At 51.8% G+C, this 8,460-nt stretch carries 5 protein-coding genes and 1 pseudogene; all 6 read right to left on the bottom strand.

Features of this window, described 5'->3' with window-relative positions:
- Nucleotides 1-188: pseudogene (locus CPT76_RS36440) on the bottom strand (type 1 glutamine amidotransferase domain-containing protein); the annotation flags it as partial.
- A 243-nt stretch (nt 189-431) separates the two neighbouring features.
- Nucleotides 432-2,558 (bottom strand): galactose-binding domain-containing protein, encoded by a 2,127-nt coding sequence (locus CPT76_RS36445; protein WP_105446317.1) that lies wholly within the window; start codon nt 2,556-2,558, stop codon nt 432-434.
- 240 nt (nt 2,559-2,798) lie between these two features.
- Entirely contained in the window at nt 2,799-5,717 is a 2,919-nt protein-coding gene (locus tag CPT76_RS36450) for a glycosyl hydrolase (protein WP_105446318.1), read from the bottom strand.
- Between the two features lie 4 nt (nt 5,718-5,721).
- Complete coding sequence (locus CPT76_RS36455; RefSeq protein WP_105446319.1) at nt 5,722-6,723, bottom strand: glycoside hydrolase family 130 protein; 1,002 nt, start codon at nt 6,721-6,723, stop codon at nt 5,722-5,724.
- Nucleotides 6,724-6,756: 33 nt separating this feature from the next.
- Complete coding sequence (locus CPT76_RS36460; RefSeq protein ID WP_105446320.1) at nt 6,757-7,584, bottom strand: carbohydrate ABC transporter permease; 828 nt, start codon at nt 7,582-7,584, stop codon at nt 6,757-6,759.
- Nucleotides 7,585-7,598: 14 nt separating this feature from the next.
- Complete coding sequence (locus CPT76_RS36465; RefSeq protein ID WP_105446321.1) at nt 7,599-8,459, bottom strand: carbohydrate ABC transporter permease; 861 nt, start codon at nt 8,457-8,459, stop codon at nt 7,599-7,601.
- Nucleotide 8,460 lies beyond the last annotated feature (1 nt).

Genomic DNA, 8,460 nt, shown 5'->3' on the forward strand with positions numbered 1-8,460 from the left:
GTATCATCATTCACGCTGTTTGGATCGATTGGACTTCGTCCTCCGAGCGGGCTTGCCACGGTAACCAGGTAGCCCTTCTTAATAAACTCGACATAGGCTTCAGCGAATTCGGATAACCAAATGCCCGTTTTTCTTCCTTCTTGTATATCTGAATGATTAGTTACTACAATCAAAATGTTCTTGTTCACTTTACTTCCTCCCTTTAGTTTGTTGGTTGGTTACAGAGATTATTCTACGATCCACCTACCAATAAGACAAATTAGATTATAACGATGTATCCATAAATAAATTTATAATAATCCTGTTGAAGAACATGACAAAGACTCTTCCGACTACTTGCCGGAAGAGTCACTTCATGGCTAACAGGATGGTGCAGCAGATTCTTAATTAATTTTCTCAGAAAACGCTGGAAAGACTAAAGCAGGAAGATCTCACGGTGAATCAGGACCGTAAACTTCAAATTCCCAAATGGAGTAACCGTATTGGGTCGCTCGGGTTGTGCCATACATTCGTACATATCTTGCATTCGTTTCCTCAAACTTAATCGTTTCAAGCCCTCCTTTACCTTCGGTCGTGCTATATACGTCTCTCCAGTTTGCTTCGGCAGTTGGGTCGTCGGTCACCTGAATTTTATAGCTTCTTCCATAGGCAGCTTCCCAATACAGCCTTACCTCATCGATCGGTTTTCTTTCCCCCAGATCCACATAGATCCAGCCGGGGTCCACTCCGCGCTTAGTTCCAAACCGTGTGGACATATTTCCGTCGGTGGCGTAGGGGGCTGTGTCTATAGTTCCGTCATTCGATGATCCGACAGCTGGCCGGTTCAGGGCAAGGTTAGTGCGCGGAAGCGGCTCCTCATGCTGTATCGGAAGAATTTTCGCGTCGCTGTAATATTCCTTACTCAGAAAATTCATCTCTTGAAGCGTGGTGGCGGGCATGCTGCTTCCCGGCATATACACATTCTCGAACAGCAGGCCGGAGATCATAGCCCCATCCTGCCCATTGATCTTGGCGAAGCTTTCGCCCGCGTCGCGCACCGTAATATTCTTGACAGTGACGCCGCTGATCGGCCCCACGCCAAGACTCCCTCCGTTCACGGTAAACATCGTCATCCAGGCGCTGTTGTCTTCGTTTTTGCCGCTGATATCCTCAACGTCCATCCGTTCGAACTTGACGTTCTCGACCTTTCCCGTACCATACTTATGGTGAATGGCAAAGCCGACAGCCGCCTTGTAGACGACGCCGTCCCGGAAGGTGATGTCCCGCTGGTCCTGGAGGACGCCTTGGCCGATCTTGAATCCGTAGCATTTCGTCCATGCCACGGCATCCTCGATTAAAACATGTTCAACAGGCTCCGGTTGGCCCGGCCAAGGCACTTTGCCCGATGCAATGTCCGTATCCTCCGCCCACGCTTTCGTGGAATAAGGATCATCCAACGAAATACCGATCGAATGGCGCACCACCACATTTTGCGATTCTGTCACATCAATGCCGTCGTTTTCCCCCATATTCAGGCTGTTCAGCATCTTTAAATTGGTAAACGTCAGGTCGTTGGAACGAACAGGCACCACCGCCCAGGCAGACGATTCCCGAATGAGTACCCCGTCCATGGAAAAATGGGACGTTGCAATCGGAACGACCAGGTTATTGATCATGCCGGTTCCGTTCGTGCTCTTATCGTCATGGAGAGCCTGCCCATTGCCGTCGATCGTACCCCTGCCGTAAATCCGGATGTTGGTGGAATGAAAGGCGGTTGAAATCCACCAGGTTGCGGGTCTGCCCATTGATTCTTTAAACCAGTGCTCTGTATAATCGCTGGTCCTGCCTGTACCGACGAAAGTCGCACCCGGTTCCATGTACAGCGCCGTGTTGCTCTTCAGCGTAAGATTGCCGATATAGTAAGTCCCTGCCGGTACGTAAACAATGCCCTGTGCGCCGCCCCCCTGACTCGTCCCATAAGCGCTTGCATCGTCGATAGCCTGCTGAATAGCAGCCGTTCTCCCTTGAGCGCCTGTGTTCTCTCCATGCGAAGCGACACGATAAGGTGCTTTCGTAATATTGAAGATTCCTTGCCCTTCCTTCTTTGGAACATCGGTTTCGGCCGGATCAGCTGCGATCACCATCCGAGTAGCCCGGTTGTTCATCATGACGATTAGGTACTCGTCAGATTGTGCGGTGAAGGTAAGGGTGGTTCCAACCACTTTGTCCGCCGTAATGCCGAGCTTCTTCGGACTGATGGAATATTCATGCACCTTGTCCGTATTCAGAATCGTAAGCTCGTACGTAACCGGACCTTTGGACATGGAGAAATGGGCATAATCATAATCACCAAACCCCTTGACAACGGGAATCTCCACGCCGTTAGCTTTGAGCGTATAATTGGCCGAAGCCGCGTATCGCTCTGAGGGCGTATATGCATAGATCGTCGCGGGTACGGTTCCCTCACTGGTGACCCTCTCTTTCTTTTCTTCCGCCCGGGCATTCGTACCCGGCATCCATACCGACACGACCAACGCGAGCGTCAATAATGCGTAAAACCAGTTCCTAACCTTCGCCATCCGAATTCGCCTCCTTCATTCGTCCGTAAACCCTTTCAAAGCGTCGGGGCATATCAGGTCTGTGGCAGAGCCCCTTCTGTATGCCTGTTTTATAAAGCCTCCGGCGTTTCCAGCACAATCTGCGGACGATCCGAAAGCCCAAACCTGACGAAAGCATAGCGCTGCTCATAAATCGAAGTACCGGGATCGAGATCCTTGTCTGTCCATCCAGGTGTATTCTTAAAGCTGTCCGGACCCACCTTATATACCTCGCCTTTGATGTGGTGATGAGGACCAAGCACATTCCGGCAGCTTCCCGTTAGCTCCAGCTCGATGCGGTTTTCCCCTGGCTGCAAATGTTGCGTAATATCTGCCTCGTAGGGTTCCCAATACAAAAGCTCGCACCTCTCGGCCATTTATCCGCAGTCGACTGACAATGGCGTCCGGCGGCGTTCGGAACTGCCAGGTCGCTCTACCCCAACCCTTTTGCGGAAGAACTACAGTCTGTTCCAGAGTGAAGGTCCCCGCAAAAAAGGGATATCCTTGCTCTGCCAAGTGGTCGGCATGAACCTGATCCGGCTGTTCTACCAAAGAAAAAGGCCCGTCGTTAAAAACGGCACGACGCTCCCCGAACGTCCACGGCGATGCGGACTGAACCGAAAAATCCCCCAACAAATAGATACTTTCGAGCTCTGTCTCTATGGTCAGCTTGTTGCCTTCGGATTCAAATTGATGTGCGCGCTCCAAAGCCTGACTCATTTCGGGGGAAAGATGAAACGTTGTTTTCAGCCCAATACGGTTGATCCCTGGTTTCGTAAGGTCCCGAATATCCAGCATTTTAAAGGAAGTATCCATCCACCAGCCCTCACTGACGGGTGCAACCGGTTGTCCGTTGATCGTGATCTGAAACAAATGGGGGTTTTCCATGACGAGATACAGGGCCCGATCATGCGATGGGCTCAATTGGCTAAGAAATTCAAATTCCAGTTCAACACTGGAGCGGCCGATATGAAGCAGACGCTCCTGAATAATGAACAATGGCTGGGGCTCGGACCAATTATCGTCTTCTATTCGGAAGCGGCATGTGTCCAGTGTCAGGCTGTTCTTACTTGTCTCGGTGATTTTCCATAAATCGTTCAGACGGATGACCGCTTCTTCCGCCGGTTTACCTAGGGACTTCACGGGCGTTGATAGCTGCTGTTTCTTTACAGGGTCGAGTTTGATCATATGAGACCCCGCCGCAAACAGCGGCAAGATCACCTTCACGCCGCCATCGATTGTCTCCCAACTTACAGATTTGATCTCTCCACTTTCCAAGTCAATCAAGGAAACTTCACCGGTACGATAAATGTGGACATACACTTCCCCATAACTTCTCTCGTCCGAATTAACCAAGTAAAACAAAGTAGTACCGTCCAACTCCAATTCCTGGACGTTCACTCGGTCGGACACCACGGGGGTACCCGAAATATCCGTCAAATAAATGCTTGGCGCAGCCGCCCGGTATACATGTTGTACTAAAGATTCCCGGTTCCAAGCAGGCTGAGACGCCTTGGAGATCCACTCTCTGGCTTCTAAACTGTATTCGCCGCCAACTAGTCGCGGAAAAGGCCCATACGCGAGCACTGTACCTCCATTCCGGACGAATCGGAGCAGCAGCTCTGACGTTGTTGATCCCAGGGTGACACCAGGTGGTACAATGACGACGCTATAGGCGGCGTTTCCGACCATAAAGCGGTCTCCCCGCACCTCGCCATGACGCTCAATCATGAACTCACTCCCGTAGTCGTGCCCGATTAGTGATTGGCACAGCCAACGAGATAACTGCACAAAGGCGTTATGGTACGGCTCACTTGCGGATGCGTCCGTTCCCTCCTGGAGGACCCACGCCGAGCGGATTGGATGAAGAAGCAGCACCTCCGCCTGTCGATGGCCCTCCGACAGAAGCATGGACAGTCTCGCAAAATAATCATTAAACAGCCGATAATCGGGCCACCAAGGCTGTTGATAAAAAAGTGAAGGGGGATAATCCCGCTTGCGTAAGCCTTGCAGAGAATAGCTCTGCAAATGTGGACACATGAGATTGATCCCATGCACGAACTGCCATTCCCCGATCCGCCGAAGCTCCTGCAGGCTAACGTTCCAGCCGGAGCACCCGAAGCTTTCCGTAATCGCCTGGCTTTTGCCTAGCTGTCTCGCGACCGAGCTCACCTGCTTCGGAACGATCGGATCGTCACCGACGAACCGACCAAGCCAGTCACATCCAGGAATTTGCAAATATTCATAAAAGGAAAGCGGATCACCGACCGAAGTCACCTGATCCATCAACGTCTGCTCATCCACAACATGTCCTGTTGCGGACCATCCCCTGCTCCCGCACCAATCGCCGATTTGCTTGGCATAGGCTTCCGTGAATAATTCCGTAACACAGTACCAATAGTCGTATCGGACTTTACGGTAGTGTTCCGTTTCCGTAAATAAGGCAGGCAGGTGAGGGAGAAGTGCATAGCCACACTTCCGCTCAAAGGCAGCAGCGAGATCGAACGACCATGGTAATTGTCGGCGTGCGAACTGCGGTTCATCAGTAAATACGCCTTTAAGGATCGAACCGTACAATTCGCCAAACCGCTCCCAATAAGTATCATAGATCTCTCGAATAAAGGCGCCAACCGCCTGCTTGCTTAATGTATCAATATAGTAGGGATTGACTTCGTAATAAACGCGCAAATCCGCATTATCGATTTCCTTCAGATCCAGCAAGCGGAATCCCTGTTCCGTCTGCTTGTATAACGCAATTATTCCGTCTGTCCTGTGATTGAACGGGGCGTATTCAACCGCCAGTCTCTTTTGCTGGTACTCGAGCCCCAGAGCCGGAACTTTGCCGTCCCCAAAACCACTGGGCCAGCCATTTTCGTCGTACAGCCAAGGCTCCATGCCAAGCATGCGGCTCTTCTCGATGCTAACACGTACGGCCTCCATCCATTCTTCTTCCATGTAAGGCGTCTGAAGGCCGCCACGGGCATGCATGAAAAAGCCCCCGATGCCGGCCTGATGCATCTCCTCGATCTGTCGGATCAACTCACTCGAATCTAGCTTGTCATTCCAGGACCACAGAGGCACTGGTCGGTAACGGGACGGCGGATTCTTCAGCTGCTCCCATGCTTTCACATTCCATCCCACCCTTTCAGCCCTCCAGGCACAATTTCAACAGATCATCAATATGGGCGGTAGCCAGACACTCCACGGTATCCGCCGAGCCATAATAGATTTTTACCTGGCCGTCATCTTCCAGTACCATGCCTCCCGGAAAGATCACATCGTTGCGGAACCCACCACCCGTCTCATAATCAGTCTCGGGGGCGAGCAACGGCTCGCGGTACATGCCGGCGATCTTTCTCGGATTCTCTAAGTCGAGCAGCATGAGTCCGGCCGTGTAGCGTTTCTTCCACGTGTCCTCCCAGCCGTTTTTCCCGCGCGCCGGATCAATATCAACCGCATGGAACGTCGTAAGCCACCCTTTCTCCGTTTTGATCGGTGGGGCAGCCGGCCCAATCTTGTCATTTGAGAAGGGGACATGCTCAACGGCCATAAGGAGATCGGAATTACCCCAATATTTGAGGTCGGGGGATTCGGAAATCCATATGTCGAATCGATCGACGCCGCCCCGGCTGTACACGGTAAACGGCCGCTCCAGGCGGACATAGTTGCCCCCGATCTTCTCCGGGAACAGCACCATGTTGCGCAAATCCGGCGTGGATAGGCTTAGTATTTCAAAATCGATAAAATCGTCCGTGACGGCAACCCCGCCGCGGATGCCGTGGTGGGTATCAACAGCGAAGCACATGTAACAGCGACCGTCGATCACGGTCAGTCGCGGATCGTAGGCCCGGATGATTTCCTCGTCATGAAGCTTGAAGCACGGCTTCGGCTGCACGTCCCATTGGATGCCATCGCTGCTGAACGCGACGCCAAGATCCGTGGTATGATGCGGCTCAAGAGTCTGCTTCTCCAGTGATCCGTAATCATTGCGGAACACCATCACATACCTTCCTTTAAATATGGTGACACCGGCATTAAAGACCAGCGCCGTGGGGTAGGGCACGCGCGCCGCATCTAGAACGGGATTATCCGGGTGGCGCCGGATGACGGAACTGGATGACAGCTTTCCTATAATCGGTAAACTCATCTTGAATTCAACCTCCTTGATCAAGTGCTGCCGCTATCCTTTCAGGGAGCCGGCAGTCATCTTCATGAACGACTTGTTGGCAAAAAGATACACAACGAGGATCGGCAGGATCGACAAACAGGCTCCCGCCATCATATAGTGAGTTTGCGATGCCGCCGATACCCCGTATTTCAGGTTGGCCAGCCCTACGGTCAGCGTCTGAAGTTCAGGCTTGCTCAGCGTAAACACAAACGGCAATAAGTACTCATTCCAAGCCCCACGGAACGCAAACAATGCACATACCCCCAGCCCTGGAGTGAGCAGGGGCAGAATGATCGTCCAGAACGTCCGCCCCCGCGAGCAGCCATCGATCCGGGCCGCCTCGTCCAGCTCCTTGGGTATGCCAGTCATAAAACTCTGCAGTATAAAAAAGGCCGAAGCGTGCGCGCTGATCAGGATCAGGACGACCCCCCACAGCGTATTGTGCAGGTGCAGCTTAATCATCAGCTCGAACTGCGGTCGTAGCACCACCGCACCAATGGCGACGAACATTGTAAACGCCTGCATGCCCACATACACTTTTTTACCTGGGAACTCCATCCGGTTCACCACGTAAGCGGACATCGAGGAAACGAACAAAATGCCGATGGTCGAAGTCACGGCAACGAAGAGACTGTTCACCGTGTAGGTCGAAAAATTGGCCTGCTTCCAGGCCTCGGAATAGTTACTGAACTGCCAAATCGTCGGCATCAGTGTAGCGCCTGCGGTCAGCTCGGCATTGGTCTTGAATGAACCTAGAATCGTAATGAGCACTGGAAATAGCGTAAGAAACGCGACCAGCACCAAAAACACCCACATCAAAGTTCTCGATGCGATTTTCATGAACGCGTCCCTCCTTATTCGTATTGGCTCATCCGCTTAGAAACGTAGAAGTAAAGAATCGTAATCAGGCCTACAATCACGGCCGTAACGAAAGCTACCGCGCTGCCATATCCCATCTCTTGAACCTGAGTTGCTGCACCCGAGCCGGCTGTCGGAAAAAACAGCTTATAGACATACAGAAACATGACATTGGTTTTTCCCACCGGACCCCCGTCTGTCATGACCATAATGCTCTCGTAGCCTTTGAGCGCATTGATGATGGCCAGCATAATGATCATCTGCATGACCGGTCCAAGCATCGGGATGGTAATATAGCGAAACTGCTGGAGTTTATTCGCTCCATCGAGGGCGGAGCTTTCATATACGTCCTCCGGAATGTTTTGTAATCCGGCTAGAAACAGCAGCATGTAATTGCCGACGGCACCCCATACCGCCACCAGGATGACCGTCAGCATTGAGTAGTCGACGCCCAGCCAATCAACGGCGCTGCCAATCAACTTATATTTCAGCAGAAATTGGTTCAGGATGCCGTTGTACGAATTGAAAATCGTGAAGAACACGACGGCCATGACTGCCGTGCTGATAATCGTCGGCATAAATATGATGGCGCGAAGCACGTTTCTGCCTCGGATCTTCTGATTTAAAAGGACGGCCAAAATGAGGGCAAGCGGAATCGAAAGCACCAGCTTGCCGCCAGCATACACAAAGGTATTCACAACGGAGTTCCAGAACTCATGATCCTTAAACACGCGAGTGAAGTTATCGAGGCCGATGAATTTCTCAGCCCCATAACCTTTGTAGTCATAGAACATATATCGCATAGCCCAAGCAATCGGATAGATGCCAAGAACAACCGTGAGAATAAAGCTCGGCATG

The sequence above is a fragment of the Paenibacillus sp. AR247 genome (genome assembly GCF_002968895.1).
Lineage (GTDB): Bacteria > Bacillota > Bacilli > Paenibacillales > Paenibacillaceae > Paenibacillus_AQ > Paenibacillus_AQ favisporus.